15 protein-coding genes are annotated in these 17,387 nt (G+C 74.2%); 5 read left to right on the top strand and 10 right to left on the bottom strand.

Features of this window, described 5'->3' with window-relative positions:
- Positions 1-32: 32 nt before the first annotated feature.
- The 3 genes from F8568_RS19605 to F8568_RS19595 are packed head-to-tail and all read right to left on the bottom strand — an operon-like array spanning position 33 to position 3,394.
- Complete coding sequence (locus F8568_RS19605) at positions 33-932, bottom strand: carbohydrate ABC transporter permease (RefSeq protein ID WP_151595010.1); 900 nt, start codon at positions 930-932, stop codon at positions 33-35.
- The gene (locus tag F8568_RS19600) at positions 925-1,974 is read right to left on the bottom strand and encodes a carbohydrate ABC transporter permease (RefSeq protein ID WP_151595009.1); all 1,050 of its coding nucleotides are present in this window, start codon (positions 1,972-1,974) and stop codon (positions 925-927) included. The genes F8568_RS19605 and F8568_RS19600 overlap by 8 nt, the downstream gene beginning before the upstream one ends.
- Before the next feature lie 7 nt (positions 1,975-1,981).
- Positions 1,982-3,394, bottom strand: a complete 1,413-nt coding sequence (locus F8568_RS19595; protein ID WP_151595008.1) for an ABC transporter substrate-binding protein — start codon at positions 3,392-3,394, stop codon at positions 1,982-1,984.
- 157 nt (positions 3,395-3,551) lie between these two features.
- Between F8568_RS19595 and F8568_RS19590 the strand changes: the two genes are divergently transcribed.
- The gene (locus F8568_RS19590) at positions 3,552-4,853 is read left to right on the top strand and encodes an ROK family transcriptional regulator (protein ID WP_151595007.1); all 1,302 of its coding nucleotides are present in this window, start codon (positions 3,552-3,554) and stop codon (positions 4,851-4,853) included.
- Here F8568_RS19590 and F8568_RS19585 read toward each other — a convergent pair.
- Positions 4,778-5,578 (bottom strand): class I SAM-dependent methyltransferase, encoded by an 801-nt coding sequence (locus F8568_RS19585; RefSeq protein ID WP_151595086.1) that lies wholly within the window; start codon positions 5,576-5,578, stop codon positions 4,778-4,780. The genes F8568_RS19590 and F8568_RS19585 overlap by 76 nt on opposite strands.
- A 55-nt stretch (positions 5,579-5,633) precedes the next feature.
- Here F8568_RS19585 and F8568_RS19580 point away from each other — a divergent pair, with 55 nt between their 5' ends.
- The gene (locus F8568_RS19580; protein ID WP_151595006.1) at positions 5,634-6,242 is read left to right on the top strand and encodes a TetR family transcriptional regulator; all 609 of its coding nucleotides are present in this window, start codon (positions 5,634-5,636) and stop codon (positions 6,240-6,242) included.
- Between the two features lie 138 nt (positions 6,243-6,380).
- Positions 6,381-7,622: an RtcB family protein gene (locus tag F8568_RS19575; protein WP_160573666.1), complete on the top strand. Its 1,242-nt coding sequence runs from the start codon at positions 6,381-6,383 to the stop codon at positions 7,620-7,622.
- A gap of 4 nt (positions 7,623-7,626) precedes the next feature.
- On the opposite strand, the gene F8568_RS19570 is transcribed toward F8568_RS19575, so the two are convergent.
- A complete protein-coding gene (locus F8568_RS19570; RefSeq protein WP_151595004.1) occupies positions 7,627-9,060 on the bottom strand; it encodes an aldehyde dehydrogenase family protein in 1,434 nt (477 codons plus the stop codon).
- 145 nt (positions 9,061-9,205) lie between these two features.
- Between F8568_RS19570 and F8568_RS19565 the strand changes: the two genes are divergently transcribed.
- On the top strand, positions 9,206-10,387 hold the full coding sequence (locus tag F8568_RS19565; protein WP_151595003.1) for an acyl-CoA dehydrogenase family protein: 1,182 nt from the start codon (positions 9,206-9,208) through the stop codon (positions 10,385-10,387).
- Between the two features lie 56 nt (positions 10,388-10,443).
- On the opposite strand, the gene F8568_RS19560 is transcribed toward F8568_RS19565, so the two are convergent.
- The 4 genes from F8568_RS19560 to F8568_RS19545 form a co-directional block, all read right to left on the bottom strand.
- Positions 10,444-11,910: a class I adenylate-forming enzyme family protein gene (locus F8568_RS19560; protein ID WP_151595002.1), complete on the bottom strand. Its 1,467-nt coding sequence runs from the start codon at positions 11,908-11,910 to the stop codon at positions 10,444-10,446.
- Between the two features lie 77 nt (positions 11,911-11,987).
- Complete coding sequence (locus F8568_RS19555; RefSeq protein ID WP_151595001.1) at positions 11,988-12,803, bottom strand: enoyl-CoA hydratase/isomerase family protein; 816 nt, start codon at positions 12,801-12,803, stop codon at positions 11,988-11,990.
- Positions 12,800-13,774: an alpha/beta hydrolase gene (locus tag F8568_RS19550; RefSeq protein ID WP_151595000.1), complete on the bottom strand. Its 975-nt coding sequence runs from the start codon at positions 13,772-13,774 to the stop codon at positions 12,800-12,802. Before F8568_RS19550 ends, F8568_RS19555 begins: the two co-directional genes overlap by 4 nt.
- Positions 13,775-13,849: 75 nt before the next feature.
- A complete protein-coding gene (locus tag F8568_RS19545) occupies positions 13,850-14,599 on the bottom strand; it encodes a gamma-glutamyl-gamma-aminobutyrate hydrolase family protein (protein WP_151594999.1) in 750 nt (249 codons plus the stop codon).
- Positions 14,600-15,250: 651 nt separating this feature from the next.
- Here F8568_RS19545 and F8568_RS19540 point away from each other — a divergent pair.
- The gene (locus F8568_RS19540; protein ID WP_236008914.1) at positions 15,251-16,384 is read left to right on the top strand and encodes a globin domain-containing protein; all 1,134 of its coding nucleotides are present in this window, start codon (positions 15,251-15,253) and stop codon (positions 16,382-16,384) included.
- Positions 16,385-16,401: 17 nt separating this feature from the next.
- Here the strand turns inward: F8568_RS19540 and F8568_RS19535 are convergent, their stop codons facing one another.
- Positions 16,402-17,202, bottom strand: a complete 801-nt coding sequence (locus F8568_RS19535; RefSeq protein WP_151595085.1) for a helix-turn-helix domain-containing protein — start codon at positions 17,200-17,202, stop codon at positions 16,402-16,404.
- Between the last annotated feature and the right edge of the window lie 185 nt (positions 17,203-17,387).

Here is a 17,387-nt window from a genome sequence, read left to right as displayed (position 1 = left end):
GAGGTGAGAAGCGGGGCGGGCGGTGGGGGCGGTCACTTGACGGCGCCGGCGGTCAGGCCGGTCACCAGGAAGCGCTGCAGCAGCAGGAACCCGGCCACGACGGGGACGCTCACCACGAGAGAGGCGGCCATCACCTGGTTCCAGTAGACCTCGTGCTGCGTCGAGTAGCCCTGCAGCCCGATGGACAGCGTCCGGGTCTGGTCGTTGGTCATCACCGAGGCGAACAGCACCTCGCCCCAGGCGGTCATGAACGCGTAGACGGTGACGGCGACGATGCCGGGCAGCGACGCGGGCACGATCACCCGCAGCAGCGCGCCGACCGGGCCGCAGCCGTCCACCCGCGCCGCCTCGTCCAGCTCGCGCGGGATCGACTCGAAGTAGCCGGCGAGCATCCAGATCGAGAACGGCAGCGAGAACGTCAGGTAGGTGAGGATCAGCGCGCCGCGGCTGCCGTACAGCGCGATCCCGGTCGCGTTGCCCGCGTTCACGAAGATCAGGAACAGCGGGAGCAGGAACAGGATCCCCGGGAACATCTGCGTCGACAGCACCGTCACGGTGAAGACCCGGCGGCCGGCGAACCGGTACCGGCTCACCGCGTACGCGGCGCCGACCGCGATGACGACCGACGCCGCGGTGGCGCCGCCCGCGACGATGACGCTGTTGGTGAAGTAGCGGGCCAGCGGCACCGTCGACCACATGTCGACGTAGGGGCGGAAGGTCGGCTCGGTGGGGAACCAGTGGAAGGCGCCCCGCACGTCCTTCAGCGGTTTCAGCGACGAGCTGACCATCGCGTACACCGGCACGAGGGTGAACACGGCCAGCAGCGTCAGCACGATCCGGCGCGTCCAGCGGAACGAGGCCGGCGGATCGGTCGGCGCGCGGCGGCTCCGGGCGGGCCGGCCGGCGCGGGCCGCGGGCGGGGTGTCATGCATGGGCGCTCCTCCTTCGCGACGTCGCGATCAGATACACCGCCGTCACCAGCAGCAGGAACAGCAGCAGCAGGACCGACATCGCCGATCCGGTGCCGAAGTTCCAGGTGAGGAACGACGCCCGGTAGATGTGCAGCGAGATCAGGTCGCCGCCGGTGGGCGGCGCCTTGCCGAACAGCACGAACGGTGTGTTGAAGTCGTTGAACGTCCACAGGAACAGCACGAGGACGAGCACCTGGTTGATGGGCCGCAGCGCGGGCAGCGTGATGTGCCGGACCTGCCGCCAGACGCCGGCGCCGTCCAGCGCGGACGCCTCGTACAGGTCGCGCGGGACGTTCTGCAGCCCGGCCATCAGCACCAGGAACGCGAACGGCCACGACCGCCACACGATGACGGTCACCAGCGCCCAGAAGCCGTTGCCGCCGATCAGCCAGAACGGCCGGTCGCCGCCGGTCAGGTGCAGCTGGTCGGCCAGCACGTGGTTCACCATGCCGGTATCGCGCTGGAACAGGAATCCCCACGTCATGACGGCCGCGTAGACGGGCAGCGCGTACGGGATGAGGAAGGCCGCGCGCAGCAGCCCGCGTCCCCGGAACCGGTCCTGCATGAGGATCGCCGCGGCCGTCCCGAGCAGCCACGACAGGCCGACGGCCAGCACGGTGACGCCGGCCGTCACCAGGAACGAGGTCAGCAGGTCCTTGCCGATGGCGGCGTCGAAGTCGACCGCGACGCGGTAGTTGCCGAAGCCCTTGCCGGGCGCCTTGGCCCAGTCGCGGATGTAGAAGAGCGTCAGCTCGCGGAAGCTCATCCAGATGCCGACCGCGATCGGCACGACGTGCACGATCAGCTCGGCGACCACAGCGGGCGCGAGCAGCAGGTAGGGCAGCAGGCGGGGCGGGAGCCGGAACCGGCTGCGCGGCCGGTTCCGGCTCGCCGGGGGGCGCCCGTGCCGGGGACCCCCGGCACGGCCCTCGCGGGCCGTGCCGGACGAGACATTGGCACCGGACGAGACGCCGGAACCGGACGAGACGTGGGCGGAGGTCATGCGCCGGTCACTCGGCCATCTGCTGCTGGGCCGCTTCGAGCTTGGACCTGATCTTGTCGTCGGTGATGGGGCGGCCCGCCGCCGCGTCGGCGAACAGCTCCTTCATCGCGGTGCCGACGGCGGTCTCGAACTGGCTCTCGCTCGGCACCTGCGGCAGCGGCGCGGCGTGCCCGGCCAGGATGCCCTTGAAGACCCGGGTGTCCGGGGTGTCGAAGGCGGGGTCGTTCTGCGCGGCGGTGACCGGCGGCAGCGACCCGTACGCCTTGTTCAGGATCTTCTGCTCGTCGTCGCCGGTCATGAACTTCACGAACTCCAGCGCGCCGTCGCGGTTGCCGGTGCTCTTGAAGACCGCGAGGTTGATGCCGCCGACCATCGAGGTGATCGGCCGCCCGCCGGGCGGGGCCGGGGACGGCGCCGGGATCGGCACGACGCCCCACTCGCCGGGCTTCATGCCGAGGTTGGTGAAGCCGCTGGTGGTCGTCTGCCACATGAGCATCGCGGCCTTGCGGGTCGCGAAGTCGTTGATGGACTGGTTGGCCGAGTACTCGGCGTTGCCCGCGGCGGCGATCTTCTCGATGCCGAGCAGGCCGAGGTAGGACTTGATCGCGGCGACGGCCTGCGAGGTGGCGAACTGCGGCTTGCCGTCGGGGGTGAAGAAGTCGGCCCCGTACATCTGGCCGATGTTGAACGCGGCGTGCACGTTCTCGGGGATGCTGGCGCCCTCGATCGCGATGCCGTGGACGCCGCCCTTGGTGAGCTTGTGCCCGTCGTCCACCATCTCCTGCCAGGTTTTCGGCGGGTCGAGCTTGGCGTCGGCGAACATCTTCTTGTTGTAGTAGAGCCCGTAGGCGGTGGAGTACAGCGGCACGGCGGCGGGGTCCTTGCCCTTGGCGCCGGCGCTGGCGAGCGCGGCGGGCACGAACCGCTGGGCGCCGCCGATCTCGCCCATCGCCTTGGCGTCGAACGGCATGAGCCCGCCGGTCGCCTGCAGGGACGCGGACCAGGTGTTGCCGATGTTGAGCACGTCCGGGCCCTGGCCCGAGGTGGTGGCGGCGAGGATCCGGTTGAGCAGGTCGGTCCAGGGGACGACCTCCAGCCGCACCTTGATGCCGGTCCGCTTCTCGAACTTGGCCAGTTCGGGCTTCAGCACCCGCTGGTCGGCGGCGATGTCGGCGCCCTGGTTGCTGGCCCAGTAGGTCAGCGTCTTGGATGAGCCGCTCCCGCCGCCCGAGGTGGTGCCGCCGCCGCACGCCGCCGCGGCGGCCAGCAGCAGCCCCGCGGCGAGGCCGGCCGTGAGCCCGGTGGCGGTGCGCCCGGTGCGGCGCCGCGCCGGGCGTCCCGGGCGGCGAGGCGGTGCGGCGGGCGGTTCGCCGGAGGAGGTCGCGCTGTGTCCGGACGCCGGTGAGGTGGGGTGGCGCATCGGCTCGGCCTTCCGCGTAGGAGTGGGGTGCGTCACTCGGGAGAGTTACGTCACACCTTATTTCACGGCGTGATCTAAGCAGTGACATAATTCCCGGGTCAAGACCTGAGAACCTTCGGGGGGACGCGGCCGCCGAGCCGCGGCGAAAGGGGGCCCGATGCCGGACCGGCGCCGCAGGACCGTCCGCGATCTGCGCCGCACCAACCGCTCGGTGCTGCTGCGCGGGCTCTACTTCGACGGCCCGCTCAGCCGCCAGGACCTGGCCCGCGAGACCGGGCTCAGCCCCGCGTCGGTCAGCAACGTCGTCGGCGAGCTGATCGAGGCGGGCCTCGTCGCGGAGGCCGGCAGCGTGGAGTCCGACGGCGGCCGGCCGCGGGTACTGCTGAAGGTCGCGGCCGGTTTCGGCCACCTGATCGGCGTGGACGTCGGCGAGACGCGCGTCATGGCCGAACTGTTCGACCTCGACCTCACCCCGCTCGCCAAGGCCGACCTGCCGCTCGGCGACGGCGGGCACGACGACCGCGCCGTGGCGCGCCACATCCTGGAGGGGCTGGACGACGTCCTCGGGCGCGCCTCGGTCGACCCGTCCACCGTCATCGGCGTCGGGGTCGGCGTCCCGGGGGTCGTGGAGCACCGTCCGGCCGGGGACGGCACCGAGGCGGTGGTGCACTGCCAGACGATCGGCTGGGACGGCGTGCCGCTGGAGCGGATGCTGCGCGCGGGCACCGGGCTGCCGCTGTTCGTCGACAACGGCGCGACCGCCCTCGGCCAGGCCGAGATGTGGTTCGGCGCCGGGCGCGGGCACCGCAACGCGGTGGTCGCGCTCATCGGGTCCGGCGTCGGCTCCGCCGTGATGATCGGCGGCTCGCCCTACCGGGGCGCGGCGGGCAGCGCCGGCGAGTGGGGGCACACGACGTCGCGGGTCGGCGGCGTCCGGTGCCGGTGCGGTTCACTCGGCTGCCTGGAGGCCTACGTGGGCGCGGCGGCGCTGCTGGAGCGCTACCGCGCGGCGGGCGGGCCCGCCGCCGCGGACGAGGAGACCGCGCTCGCCGGCCTGCTGGACGATCCGTCGCCGGCGGCGGCGGACCTGCGCGCCGACGTCGCCGAGCACCTCGGCGCGGGCGTCGCTGACCTGGTCAACCTGTTCAGCCCCGAGAAGATCATCATCGGCGGCTGGGCGGGGCTGCTGCTCGGCGGCCGGATGCTCGACCGGATCGTGGCCGCCACCGCCCGGTACGCGCTGCGGCAGCCGTTCGCGCAGACCTCCGTCGAGCTGTGCCACCTCGGCCCGGAGGCGGTCGCGGTGGGCGCGGCGACGCTGCCCCTCGCGCACCTGCTCGACGGCGGCGGCGAGCGGGCCGCGGCGGCGCCCGCGCCCGCGGTTCACCCGTCCGCGGGACGGGTGGCGCGCAGGGAGTACATCAGCGGGACGCGCGGACGGCCCTCCGGCAGCCGGTAGACCGTCCCGTGCCGTTCCAGCGCCGCGAAGCGCTGGAAGTAGGTGTGGTCGTGCTCGTGCAGGAAGTCGAGGCGCAGCCCGGCGGCGGCGAGGGCGGTGACGACCTTGCCGAGCCCGTGCTGGAACGTCACCGACCGGGTGTTGCGGGTGTTCTGGCCGCCGTCGGTGTAGGTGCCCGGCTCGTCCCACACCTGCGGCGAGGCGTCGAAGTAGTCGTAGGCGACGGTGGAGCCGTCGGCGTCGTCCAGGACGTCGCCGAACGGGTGGAACTCGCTGAGGTACAGGAAACCGCCGGGCTCGAGCAGCCCGGCGGCGACCCGCGCCCAGCGGTCCACGTCCGGCAGCCACACCAGCGCCCCGATGCCGGTGTAGACGATCTCGTAGGTCTCCCCCAGCGCGGCGGCCGCGTCGTACACGTCGGCCTGGACGAACCGCGCGTCGAGACCGCATCCGGCCGCGATCTCCCGGGCCGCCGCCACGGCGGGCCCGGAGAAGTCGAGGCCGGTGACGCGCGCGCCGAGCCGCGCCCACGACAGCGTGTCCAGCCCGAAGTGGCACTGCAGGTGCACCAGGCGGCGGCCCGCCACGTCGCCGACCTCGGCGATCTCGAAGTCGCGCAGCGCCGTCCCGCCGGCGCGGAAGCCGGCGACGTCGTAGAAGTCGCTGGCGACGTGGATGGCGACACGCTCGTCCCACAGCGCGCGGTTGAGCGCCCGGTAGTCCATGTCCGTCACCGGGCAAGGATAATGGCGGGGTGACCGCCGGCCGGAAGGACGACTGATGGGCAGCGCGGAACGTCCGGTGCGCGAATGCCTGCTGGACGCCGCCGCCGCGCTCCTCGTCGAGCGCGGCTACCGGGCGGTGCGCATGCAGGACGTCGCCGCCGCGGCCGGGGTGAGCCGGCAGACCGTCTACAACGAGTTCGGCGACAAGTGGGGGCTCGCCCAGGCGGTGGTGGTCCGCGACAACGAGCGCTATCTCGACGGGATCGACCGGGTCCTGTCCGAGCACGAGGACCTGTACTCCGCGGTGGTCGCGGCGGTGCTGTTCACGCTGGAGATGTCCGCCGACGACCAGCTGAAGAAGGCGGTGCTGACCGGCGCGGACGGCGACGACATGCTGCCGCTGCTGACCACGCGGGCCGAGCCGGTGCTGTTCACCGCCAGCTCCCGGCTCGCCGAGCACGCGCTGCGCCAGTGGCCGGACGTGGCCCGCGAGGCGCTCGTGGAGATCGCCGACGCGGCGGTCCGGCTGACGATGAGCCACATCATGCTGCCGTCCGGCCCGCCGGAGCGGGTCGCGCACTTCGTCGCCCGGATGGTGACGAGCTACATCGCGGCCTACGGGAAGACCGATGGCCCGGCAGGAGACGGCGCGGTACGGTCGTAACCGCCTCGCGGCTGCTGAACCCGAGGAACGAGCGGGCCCTTCCGCCCCGCTCCCCCGTCCGCCGCGCCTTCCGCGCGAGCGGCTCTCTTCCCCATGCGCGCCGATGCGCGCCCTCCGGCAGCCCGAAGGAACCCCCTCATGCCCGCACGTCAGGACCGGCGGCTCGTCCGCACCGGCGACCACTGGCTCCACCTCCCCAACCCCTGCGGCGTCCCCGCCGAGATCTGCGCGCGGGACGACGTCCCGCTCGAACACGCGGCCGTCGACGAGGCGCTCGCGCTCCTGGAGACCGCCCGCACGCTGGAGCGCCTCGCCGAGGCGACGCCCGGCTACGACGGCCCGGAGCCGCGCATCGCCCGCGTCGCGCTCACCCCCGACTTCCACAAGGGCGCCGGCATCCCGATCGGCACGGTGCTGGAGACCGAGCACGCGCTGCTGCCGCAGGCCGTCGGCAACGACGTCAACTGCGGGATGCGGCTGGAGGTCACCTCCCTGCGCGCCGACCGCGTCCGGCCGAGGCTGGACGCGCTGGAGCGGCGGCTGCGGCACCTGTCCTTCGAGGGCGGCCGGCGGATCGCGCTGACGCCCGTCCAGCGGGAGGCGCTGCTGCGCGACGGGCTGCCCGGCCTGCTGCTGGCGGACGGCGCACCTTGGCAGGGCGTGCACTCCGAGGACGCCGACGACGCGCTGGACCGCATGCACGCGCCCGGCTTCCCGGCCGCCACGGCCGAGGCGTTCGCCGACTGGGTCGGCAGCGCGGGCGGCGCCAGCCACGACAGCGTCATCGGCGGGATCGGCGGCGGCGACCACTTCGCCGCCGGGAACCGGTTCTTCCTGTCGCTGACGATGCGGGCCGGGCTCGCCGCGGAGTGCGGCGGCGTCGACGCGCGGCTGCTGTACGACGCCCCGCACAACCTGTTCTGGCAGGACGGGGACCGGGTGGTGCACCGCAAGGGCGCCACGCCCGCGGGCGGGCACGAGGCGATGGCGGGCGGCCCGTACGCGATGTGGGGCGAGCCGGTGATCGTTCCGGGGTCGATGGGCGCGGCGAGCTTCGTGCTGCGCGGGCACGGCGACCCGCGCACCCTCGCCAGCGCGTGCCACGGCGCGGGGCGCCGGGTGCCGCGCGGTGCGTCGGCGCGCGGGAGCGACGCGGAGCTCGACGCGTTCCTGCGCGAGTTCCGCGTCGTGACGCCGCTGGACCACCGCGACCCGGTGGTGGCGCGGCGGTCGGACGTGATGGCCGCGTGGCGCCGCGATCTCAAGCAGGAGGCGCCGTGGGCCTACAAGGACATCGGGCCGGTGGTGTCGAGCCTGCACGGCGGCGGCGTCGCGGCGCCGGTCGCGGAGCTGCGGCCGCTGCTGACCGTCAAGGGGTGACCGCTCAGGGCACGTCGGTCTGCAGGTGGACGACCTTCACCGCGGTCATCTCGTCGAGCAGCTCGGGGCCGTAGCCGAAGCCCCGGCCGCTGGCCCGGCGCGGGGTGGCGGCGCCGCCCGGGGCGCCGCCGAACACCGCGTTGATCTTCACGGTGCCGGCCTTCAGCGTGCGCCAGGCCTGCTGCGCGTGCGCCATGTCGCGGGTGAGGACGGTCGCGGCGAGCCCGTAGCGGGAGCGGTTCGCCCTGTCCAGCGCCTCCTCGAACGAGGCGACGGCGCGGACGGGCGCGACGGGCCCGAACGTCTCCTCCGCCATGACCGCCATCCGGTCGGTGCAGCCGTCCAGGACGGTCGCCGGGTAGAAGCAGCCGGGCCCGGCGGGGATCCGGCCGCCGGCGCGCAGCCGCGCGCCGTCCGCGACGGCCTTCTCGACCTGCTCATGAACGTGGGCGCGGTGCCGCTCGTCGACCAGCGGGCCGAGCTCGGTGGACGGGTCGCGGCCGGGGCCGGTCCGCAGCGCCTGCGCGCGGGCGGTCAGCGCGCCGACGAACTCCCGGGCGGCCGACTCGTGCACGTAGATCCGCTCGACCGAGGTGCAGATCTGGCCGGCGTTGGCGAAGCAGCCGGCGGCGGCCTGCCCGGCGGCCCAGCCGGGATCGACGCCCGCGTCGACGATCAGGGGGTCGACGCCGCCGTTCTCCAGCAGCGCCTTGGCGCCGGTCCCCGCGGTCAGTTCGGCGATGCGGCGGCCGGTGCGGGTGGAGCCGACGTGCGCGACCGCGTCGAGGTCCGGATGGGCGGCGAGCGCCTCGCCGGTCGTGCCGTCGCCGCTGACCATGTTGACGACACCGGCGGGCAGGGCTCCGGCGAGCAGTTCGGTGAGCAGCGCGCCGGTGTGCGGCGTCCGCTCCGACGGCTTGTGCACGACGGTGTTTCCGGTGGCCACGGCCGCGCCGATGAGGCCGCAGGCGATGGCGACGGGGTCGTTCCACGGCGTGATCACGGCGACGAGCCCGAGCGGTTCGCGGGCCGTGAAGTCGGCGGCGCTCCAGCCGCCCTGCAGGCTCCGGCCCCCGTGCAGCGGCCCCAGCTCGGCGTACTGGCGCAGCGTCCCGATCCCGGCCTGGACCCCGCCGAGCGCGTCGCCGGCGGGCTTGCCCATCTCCGCGGTGACCAGCGCCGCCAGCTCGGCGGCGTGCTCCTCGACGGCGCGGGCGGCGGCGTGCAGGGCGGCGCCGCGCTCGGCGGGCGCGGCCGCGGCCCAGCCGGGCGCCGCCCGGGTCGCGGCGGCCACCGCGGCGGCGACGTCCACGGCCGTCCCGACGGGCACCTCCCCCACGGGTTCGCCGGTCGCCGGATCGGCCACCGTGAACGCGCCGTCCCCGCCGCCGCGGCTCCACCGCGCGCCCGCCAGCGTCCACCTGTCGCCTGGTCGCATCCCCGTGCACCTCCTGCCGCCCCAACGCTCCGACCGCCGTTGCCTACCCGGAGATCGGCCCTTCAATGACGGCGGCACCTGCGTCAGTGCTCACTTACTGGATCGGTTACGGTAGAGCCCCGCACGAGAGTCGAAGGAGGCGCGGGTGGACTTCGATCTGCCGGAGGACGCGGCCGCGGTGCGCGAGGGCGTGCTGGCGATCGCCGGGAAGTACGACCAGGAGTACTGGAGCCGCTGCGACGCCGAGAAGCGGTGGCCGGAGGAGGTCTGGCGGGAGCTGGTCCAGGGCGGCTGGCACAGCCTGGCGATCCCCGAGGAGCACGGCGGCGCCGGCCAGGGCCTGCTGGAGCTGGCGGTGGCGCTGGAGGCGCTCGCCGAGGGCGGCGCGGGCGGCGCCGCGTCGTTCATGTACCTGCTCACCCCGGCGTTCGGCGGGCTGACCATCGCCCGGCACGGCACCGAGGAGCAGAAGCGCGCGTTCCTGCCGGGGATCGCGGCGGGCGAGATCGAGACCTGCTTCGCGATCACCGAGCCGGACGCGGGCAGCAACGCGATGAACATCTCCACGCAGGCCCGCCGGGACGGCGACGAGTTCGTGGTGACCGGGCAGAAGATCTGGATCTCCGGCGTCGAGCGCGCCGACCACCTGGTGCTCGTCACCCGGACGATCCCGGCGACCGAGGCGAAGCCCCGCACGAACGGCTTCACCGTCCTGCTGGTGGACGTCGCGCGGGCCGTCGCCGACGGGACGCTCACCTACCGGCCGATCCCGAAGCTCGGCACCAACACCGTCGCGTCGAGCATGGTGTTCCTGGACGGCGTGCGGGTCCCCGCGAACCGCGTCCTCGGCGAGGTCGACCGGGGCTTCGCCGTCCTGTGGGACATCCTCAACCCCGAGCGGATCCTCGCCGCCGCGGGCGGCGTCGGGTCCGGCGGCCTGGTGCTGAGGATCGCCTGCGACTACGCCGCCGGCCGGGCGCCGTTCGGCAAGCCGATCGGCGCGAACCAGGGCATCGCGTTCCCGCTCGCCCGGATCAAGGCGCAGCTGGAGCTGGCGCGGCTGATGACCTACAAGGCGGCGTGGCTGTGGGACCGGGGCCGCCCCTGCGGGTCGGAGGCCAACATCGCCAAGCTCACCGCGGCCGACGCCGCCTGGCAGGCCGCCGACCGCGCCTTCCAGACCCACGGCGGCATGGCGTACTCCCTCGAGTACCCGGTCGCCCGGATGTTCCGCGACGCCCGCATCGCCAAGAACATCCCGGTCGCCGAGGAGCTGGTGCTGGCCCACATAGCCCAGCACGAACTCGGCCTGCCGAGATCGTACTGACCGCCGGCCTGCGGCGTGCCGCCCCGATGAGCGGCACGCCGCAGGCGAAGCCCGTCCTAGCCGCCCTCGGGGAGGCGGACGGCCCGCTCCGGGTCGTGGGCGGCGCGCAGGTCGCGCTTGAGGATCTTGCCGGAGTGGTTGCGCGGCAGCGCGTCGACCAGCTCGTACCAGCGGGGCCGCTTGAACCCGCCGAGCAGAGCGCGGCAGTGCGCGTCCAGGTCGGCCGGCGTCGTGCCGTCCCGGACGACGACGAGCGCCTTCACCGCCTCGCCCCAGCGGGCGTCCGGGACGCCGACCACCGCGGCGTCCAGCACGCCCGGGTGCCGGACGAGCACCTGCTCGACCTCGGCGGAGTACACGTTCTCGCCGCCGCTGCGCACCATGTCCTTGGCGCGGTCGACGAAGTGGAAGTAGCCGTCGGCGTCGCGGCGCATCAGGTCGCCGGTGCGCAGCCAGCCCCGGTCCATCGGGTCCGGGAGGCCCGCGTACCCGGCCATCACGCTCGCGCCGCGCAGCAGGAGCTCGCCGACCTCGCCGGGCGCGTCCGCGCCGTCGAGCGCCAGGTCGAACGGCGGCAGGGGCAGGCCGACGGTGCCGGGGCGCTCCAGCTCGTCGTCCAGCGTGGTGACCGTGACGAAGTTGCCGGCCTCGGTCGACCCGTAGACGCCGCGGTACCCGACGCCGAGGCCGCGGAGCTCCTCCAGGGTGCGGGCGCGCTCGGTGCCGGCCATCCCGAACACCAGCCGCAGCGGTCCGGGCGCGGCGGCGGGGTGCCGCAGCGCCCCTCCCGTGCCGGTGGGGAAGATCGCGACCGTGACGCCGTGCTCGGCGACGAGCGGCCAGAGCACGTCGGGCGACGCGCCGGGCGGGAGCACCACCGTCCCGCCCGCCGCCAGGTGGCCGAGCGCCGCGCCGTACCCGGCGACGTGGAACAGCGGCAGCGCGCCGAGCAGGCGGTCGGCGCCGGTGATGCCGAACGCGTGCACGGCGTTGGCGGTGGCGGCGACCCAGCCCCGGTTCGTGAGCAGGCACCCCTTCGGCCGGCCGGTGGTGCCGGAGGTGTAGAGCTGGATGATCGGCGCGTCCGGGGCGGGGCGCGGCAGGTCGTGCGGCGGCGCCCCGTGCAGGGCCCGGTCCAGCTCGGGGCCGATCGTCCAGTGCGTCAGGTCGAGGAGACCGGACGCCCGGGCGAGGTCCTCGAGCGCCGGATGGACGACCGCGTGCCGCGCCGAGGCGTCCTCGACCTGGAAGCGGATCTCCGCCGGGGCCAGCCGGACGTTCAGCGGCACCACGACCGCGCCGATGAGCGACGCGCCGAACGCGGTCTCGATCGCCTCCGGGACGTTCACGGTGAGCAGCGCGATCCGGTCGCCGGCCCGCACTCCCCCGGCGGCGAGCAGGCCGGCCCAGCGTTCGACGCGGGCGTGCAGTTCGCGGTAGGTGCGGGCGCGGCCGTCCCAGGCGAACGCCGTCCGGCCGGGCCAGAGCGCCGCACCGCGATGGGCGAGGTCACCGAGCAGCATGCCCCCGATCCTCCCGAACCGCGTTCGGATCGGTCAATATCCGGGCCCCGCCCGCCCCCGGCCGTCCCGCACGGTGCTCAGCCGAAGCGCGGCGGCCGCTTCTCCCGGATCGCGGAGACGCCCTCCCGCACGTCCGGGCCGGTGAACCCGAAGAACTCCATGGCCAGCGACGCGTCGAACGTCGGGCCGGCCAGCCGCAGCCAGTTGTTCAGCGCGTGCTTGGTGAACGAGATCGCCTCGGCGGGCCCGGCGGCGAGCCGGCCGGCGATCTCCAGCGCGCGCTCGTGCACCTCGCCGTCGTCCACGCACACCGAGACCAGGCCGATCCGCTCGGCCTCCGCGCCGGTGAGGACGTCGTTCAGCAGCAGGTAGTACTTCGCCTTCGCCATCCCGCACAGCAGCGGCCAGATGATCGCGGAGTGGTCGCCCGCCGCGACGCCGAGCCGGACGTGCCCGTCGATGATCTTCGCGGTGCGGCCCGCGACGGAGATGTCGGACAGCATCGCCACCGCCAGCCCCGCGCCGACCGCGGGCCCCTGGATCGCGCTGACCACCGGCTTCGAGCAGTTCAGCACGTTCATCACGATGTCGCGGGCCTCGCGCATGATGCGGCGCCGCGACGCGTGGTCGCCCATCATCTCCTCGATCATGGACATGTCCCCGCCCGCGGAGAACGCCGCGCCCTCGCCGCGCACCAGCACCGCGCGGACCGCGTCGTCGGCGTCGGCGTCCCGCCAGACCGCCGCCAACTCCCGGTGCCCGACCGTGTCCAGCGCGTTCAGCCGGCCCGGCGCGCTCAACGTGACGCGCAGCACGCCGTCCGCCGCCCAGTCGATCTTCAGCCGCTCGTACCGGCCGTACACCGCGTCCCCGCCGCGCGCCGCGTCGCTCATGCCGCACTGCCCTCCGCCGCCTGATCGCCGAATGCCGCACGCAATCGTCGCACAGCGAGCTCCATCGCCTCGGCGCCGGCGTCGAAGATCTCCGGCAGCAGGAAGAACGAGTGCACGACGCCGTCGAAGCGGCGCGCCTCCACCGGCACCCCGGCGGCCGCGAGGCGCCGCGCGTACGCCTCGCCCTCGTCGCGCAGGATGTCGTACTCGGCGGTGATCACGGTCGCGGGCGCGGCGCCGGCGAGGTCGGGGGCGCGCAGCGGCGCCAGCCGCCGGTCGGCGGGGTCGGCGCCGTCGCGGTACAGGTCCATGAACCGGGCGAGCGTCGCGGCGTCGAGCCCGTACCCGGTGCCGTACTCGCGCCAGCTCGGCGTGTCCATCGCCGTGTCCGTGACCGGGTAGACGAGCAGCTGGTGCGCCAGGGGCAGGCCGCGGTCCCGGGCCTGCAGCGCGACGGCGGCGGCCAGGTTCCCGCCCGCGCTGTCGCCGCCGACGGCGAGCGCGCCCGGCGCCGCGCCGTAGCGGGCCGGTTCGCGGGCGACGGCCGCCAGCACCGCCCATGCGTCGTCGACCGCCGCCGGGAACGGGTTCTCCGGCGCGAGCCGGTAGCCGACGTTCAGCACCGCGCACCCGGCGCCCGCCGCCAGGTCGCGGCACGCGGAGTCCACGTTGTCGACGCCGCCGAGCACCCATCCGCCGCCGTGCAGGTAGACCAGGGCGGGCAGGGGGCCGCGCTCGAGCGGCTCCGGACGGTACAGCCGCACCGGGACCGGACCGGCCGGGCCGCGTACGGCGAGGTCCTCGACGTGCGGGAGCTCGCGCCGGTCGACCGGGAACACCTCGCCGATCCTGCGCCGCATCTCCTCGATCGCGGGTCCGGCGTCGACCTCGGCCGGCGGCGCGCCGTCCGGCAGAGCCGTCCAGGCGGACAGCGTCTCCAGGAAGCTCACGGTCTGCGGGTGCAAGGGCATGCGGCGGCCTCCAGGGGGCGATCTGCGCGGAACCTACCGCTTCGCCTTCCCCGGTGCGCGGGGGTCAATCCCCGGTCAGCGGCCGGCGGCCTCGGCCGCCAGCGCCTCGAACAGCCGCTTGTCGTCGCCGTCCTCGGGGTGCCACTGCACGCCCAGGCCGAACCGGTGGCCCTGCAGCTCCACGGCCTCGACGACCTGGTCGTCCGCCCAGGCCACGGCCGACAGGCCCTTGCCGAGGCGGCTCACCGCCTGGTGGTGGTAGGTGGGCACGTCCGCGGCGTCACCGAGGATCTTGCCGATGGCGCTGGTCGCGCTGATCTGCACCCGGTGGGTGCCGATCTTCCCGACCTCGGGGGCGTGCGCCTTGTGCCCCACGGCCTCCGGCAGGTGCTGGACGAGCGCGCCCCCGCGCGCCACGTTGAGCACCTGCATGCCCCGGCAGATCGCCAGGAACGGCAGGTCGGCGTCCACCGCCGCCCGCGCGAGGGCGAGCTCGAACCGGTCGCGCAGCGGCTGCGGCGGCCCCGTCTCGGCGTGCCGTCCGGCGCCGTACAGCTCCGGGTCGAGGTCGCCGCCGCCCGCGAGGACGAGCCCGTCCAGCCGGGAGACCAGCGCGGCGAGCCCGCGCAGGCTGCCCGTCGGCGGGACCATGACGGGCACGCCGCCCGCCCGCTCGACCGAGCGCACGTACGCCGCCGGGAGCAGCGCGGCCTCGCGCACCCAGACGCCCCAGCGGGCCGGCTCCTCGTAGGTGGTGATGCCGATGAGCGGCGGCGCGCCTCCCCCTGCGGCGGGGCCCGGAGCCCCTCGGATCGCCTCTGACATGCGTGGATTCCCCTCTGCCGAACACTGGCCACGGGTCGGCTATGGTGATTCACCGCTGTTGCGTGCACATCATGGCGCATCGCCCGCCCCCACGGACCGTCCCGCCCCCGGCCTTTCTCCGCAAAGCTAGCCGCACGGCCCCGGGCTCCGCAGGCCGAAGCCCCGAGCCCGGTCCGGGCCCCCGACCTGGACGATCTTGCTCACTCCGCCCCGGACGCCCTCCCCCGCCGCGCCGGCCGGCCCCTGGAGAACATCCATCACCGCTCCGGCGAAACTTCTACCGAGGTGGAAGTCCGTGCACCACTTCCGGTCGCTCCGCCTCCGCGGTCGCCGTCCGGATCCGAACGGGCCCGTCCGCGAGCATCAGCATTTCCCGAACCGGCACCCGCCGGGCCGATCTTCCCGGACGCATCCAGTACCGAGCAGTATTTGCCCTATTTGTCGCAATTAGTGCGATCACAGAGAATAAAAAAACAACTACATATCGTGACATTAGGGATCACCACGGCGTCGCCGCCTTGATGACCTGGGAATTCCAGTGAGAGAATCTCACCGAGCCGGGCACCGCGGAGCGCCGAGGGCGCCGAACCGCCGGCGGTCCCGGCCTCCACCCGCCGAGGGGACGTGCTTGCCATGTCGATGGAACCCCGAATGCTCAAAGAGGGCTTCGCCCGCCTCGAAAACAGCTCCGACAAGGCCATGAGCTATTTCTACGGCCGCCTTTTCGCCGCGAATCCGCGGCTGCGCGCGCTGTTCCCGGTCGCGCTGGACGCCCAGCGCGACCGCTTCTTCCACGCGCTCAACCGCATCGTCTGGAGCCAGGACAACCCCGACGACCTGGCCTGCCACCTGGCCCGCCTCGGCCGCGACCACCGCCGGTACGGGGTGACCGCCGAGCACTACGCCGCGGTCGAGGACGCCCTCCTCGCCACCCTGCGGGTCTTCGCCCGCGACGTGTGGAGCCCGCGCGCCGAGGAGGCGTGGACGAACGCCTACCGGTCCGCCGCCGCGGCGATGGCCGAGGCCGCCGAGCGGGACGCCGGCGCCCCGCCGTGGTGGGCGGCCGAGGTCGTCGAGCACGACCGCCGCGCCGACGACCTCGCCGTGCTCACCCTCAGCCCCGAGCGTCCGCTGCCGTTCGCCCCCGGCCAGTACGTGACCGTGCAGACCTCCCGCTGGCCGCGCGTCTGGCGGCCCTACTCCATCGCCAACGCGCCCCGCTCGGACGGCAGGCTCCGGCTGCACGTGCGGGCCCGGCCCGGCGGCTGGGTGAGCGGCGCGCTGGTGCGCGACACCGGGACCGGCGACACCGTCCTGCTCGGGCCCGCCGCCGGCACCATGACGCTCGACCCGGACTCCGGCCGCGACCTGCTGCTCGTCGCCGGCGGCACCGGCCTCGCCCCGATCAAGGCGCTGGCCGAGCAGGCCGTCGCCCCCGGCCGCCGGCGCGACGTCCGGCTGCTGGTCGGCGCCCGCACCGAACGCGACCTTTACGACCTGTCCGACCTGCGCCTGCTGGAGTCCGTGTACCCGTGGGTGCGGGTGCTGCCCGTCCTGTCCGACGAGCCGGACTTCCGCGGCCTGCGCGGCACACCCGCCGACGTCCTCACCGACGTGCTCGCCGACCTGCTCGAGGACGCGGACGGCCGAGACGACCCCTGGGACGGCCTCGACGCCTACGTCGCCGGCCCCGTCCCGATGGTGCGCCGGACGGTCGCCGCGCTCCAGCGGCTCGGGATGCCGCTAAAACGCGTCCACCACGACCTGCTGCGAGCCGAGGAGTGAGGACGTCCGGCCGCCGGTCACCAGCCGGCGCGCTCCTTGAGGAACGCGGTGGTCGCCTCGTCCGCCGGATAGAACGACTCGATCGCCAGCTCGGCGACGGTGATGTCCACCGGCGTCCCGAACGTCGCGATCGTGCTGAAGAACGACAGCTCCCGGCCGTCCACCCGCATCCGCAGCGGAACGAACACGTCGTGGTCCGCCGGCGGCGCCATCGCCTCCCCGACGTCTCCGGGGAAGCTCCGCAGCTCCTGGTAGAGCTGCGTCAGCGCGGCGTCGGCGGTGAGCGCGACATGGCGCCGCACCCGGTCGATCATGTGGGCGCGCCACTCCGCCAGGTTGAGGATGTCCCTGGCCATCCCGTCGGGGTGCATGCTGAGCCGCAGCACGTTCAGCGGCGGCTCCAGCAGCTCCGCGGGCGCGCCCTCCATGAAGAACTGCGCGGCGGCGTTGGCGTCGATCAGGTTCCAGAAGCGGTCCACCACCACGGCCGGGTACGGCTCGTGGCCGTCCAGCACCTGCCGCAGCGCCGCGCGGACGGAGTCCATCCGCGGCTCCTCGATCGGCGTCTCGTCGAACACCGGCGCGTACCCGGCGGCGACCAGCAGCAGGTTCCGGTCGCGCAGCGGCACGTCCAGGTGCTCGGCGAGCCGCAGCACCATGTCGCGGCTCGGCGCCGACCGGCCCGTCTCGACGAAGCTCAGGTGCCGGGTCGACACGTCCGCCTCCGACGCCAGCTCCAGCTGGCTCAGCCTCCGCCGCTGCCGCCACGCGCGCAGCTGCTCTCCGATGGGTCGCACGTCGCTCAACGCCGTCGTCATTGTCGTCACGCCCCGACGCTATCGACCCTCACGTCATCCCGGCGATTACCTCGGAGGTACGGCCGCTCCTCAGGCGCGAAGGGCGTCGATCAGGGCGTCGATCAGGGCGTCGATCAGGGCGTCGATCAGGGCGTCGACGGCGGCATCGGAGAACTCGCCCACTGATCCACCGGGACGAACCCGGC

This window comes from Actinomadura physcomitrii (assembly GCF_008923205.2).
Classification (GTDB): domain Bacteria; phylum Actinomycetota; class Actinomycetes; order Streptosporangiales; family Streptosporangiaceae; genus Spirillospora; species Spirillospora physcomitrii.
The sequence above is the reverse complement of the archived record's forward strand: the minus strand, read 5'-3'. Positions and strand labels throughout refer to the sequence as shown.

What these genes read in the sequence shown, in the direction of transcription:
- F8568_RS19580 (WP_151595006.1), top strand. Translation starts at nt 5,634, where the DNA reads ATGGGCAGCGCGGAACGTCCGGTGCGCGAATGCCTGCTGGACGCCGCC.
- F8568_RS19550 (WP_151595000.1), bottom strand. Translation starts at nt 13,774, where the DNA reads ATGCCCTTGCACCCGCAGACCGTGAGCTTCCTGGAGACGCTGTCCGCC.
- F8568_RS19595 (WP_151595008.1), bottom strand. Translation starts at nt 3,394, where the DNA reads ATGCGCCACCCCACCTCACCGGCGTCCGGACACAGCGCGACCTCCTCC.
- F8568_RS19540 (WP_236008914.1), top strand. Translation starts at nt 15,251, where the DNA reads ATGCTCAAAGAGGGCTTCGCCCGCCTCGAAAACAGCTCCGACAAGGCC.
- F8568_RS19555 (WP_151595001.1), bottom strand. Translation starts at nt 12,803, where the DNA reads ATGAGCGACGCGGCGCGCGGCGGGGACGCGGTGTACGGCCGGTACGAG.
- F8568_RS19585 (WP_151595086.1), bottom strand. Translation starts at nt 5,578, where the DNA reads ATGGACTACCGGGCGCTCAACCGCGCGCTGTGGGACGAGCGTGTCGCC.
- F8568_RS19600 (WP_151595009.1), bottom strand. Translation starts at nt 1,974, where the DNA reads ATGACCTCCGCCCACGTCTCGTCCGGTTCCGGCGTCTCGTCCGGTGCC.
- F8568_RS19570 (WP_151595004.1), bottom strand. Translation starts at nt 9,060, where the DNA reads ATGCGACCAGGCGACAGGTGGACGCTGGCGGGCGCGCGGTGGAGCCGC.
- F8568_RS19590 (WP_151595007.1), top strand. Translation starts at nt 3,552, where the DNA reads ATGCCGGACCGGCGCCGCAGGACCGTCCGCGATCTGCGCCGCACCAAC.
- F8568_RS19560 (WP_151595002.1), bottom strand. Translation starts at nt 11,910, where the DNA reads ATGCTGCTCGGTGACCTCGCCCATCGCGGTGCGGCGCTCTGGCCCGGC.
- F8568_RS19575 (WP_160573666.1), top strand. Translation starts at nt 6,381, where the DNA reads ATGCCCGCACGTCAGGACCGGCGGCTCGTCCGCACCGGCGACCACTGG.
- F8568_RS19605 (WP_151595010.1), bottom strand. Translation starts at nt 932, where the DNA reads ATGCATGACACCCCGCCCGCGGCCCGCGCCGGCCGGCCCGCCCGGAGC.
- F8568_RS19535 (WP_151595085.1), bottom strand. Translation starts at nt 17,202, where the DNA reads ATGACGACGGCGTTGAGCGACGTGCGACCCATCGGAGAGCAGCTGCGC.
- F8568_RS19545 (WP_151594999.1), bottom strand. Translation starts at nt 14,599, where the DNA reads ATGTCAGAGGCGATCCGAGGGGCTCCGGGCCCCGCCGCAGGGGGAGGC.